Origin of the sequence: Dietzia sp., assembly GCF_036741115.1 — a bacterium.
In the GTDB taxonomy this organism is placed as follows: domain Bacteria; phylum Actinomycetota; class Actinomycetes; order Mycobacteriales; family Mycobacteriaceae; genus Dietzia.
Map to the genome: position 1 here is coordinate 2,822 of NZ_DAINST010000145.1, position 456 is coordinate 3,277.

At 66.9% G+C, this 456-nt stretch carries 1 pseudogene; it reads left to right on the forward strand.

Annotation, left to right across the window (positions count from 1 at the left end):
• Positions 1 to 188: 188 nt before the first annotated feature.
• Positions 189 to 456, forward strand: a pseudogene (locus tag V7E05_RS13995) (hypothetical protein); the annotation flags it as partial.

Here is a 456-nt window from a genome sequence, read left to right on the forward strand (position 1 = left end):
GCCCATCCGCCGCGGCCGGCACCTCGACAACGAGGGCGCCATTTCCGCCCGCGAGCTCATCGCCCGCCTCCGGGACGAGCGCCGCTGAGCCCCGCACCCCGGCGGACGCCCCGGGTGCCTGAGAAAATGCCTCGAAAGTGGCATGGTCCCGCCGGGGAATCGCCGGTCCCGGGGGTTAGGGTGGGTGAATGATCTCCGAGCGCCAGCCCATCGGCTGGCTTCGGCGTATCCAAAAGATCCTCTCGAATCCATGGGTCAAGGCGGTGCTCGCGCTCGTCGTGCTCGCCGTCATCGTCATCTGGTTGCGCGACCAGATGCCGTTCCTCGCAGACGGCTGGCACGCGGTGAGCAAGATCCACTGGGGCTGGCTCTGCGTCGCCCTCTTCTTCGGCTACTTATCGATGTCGAGCTACGGCTCAGTGCAGAAGACACTGCTCGATTCGGCGGGGGTCAAGG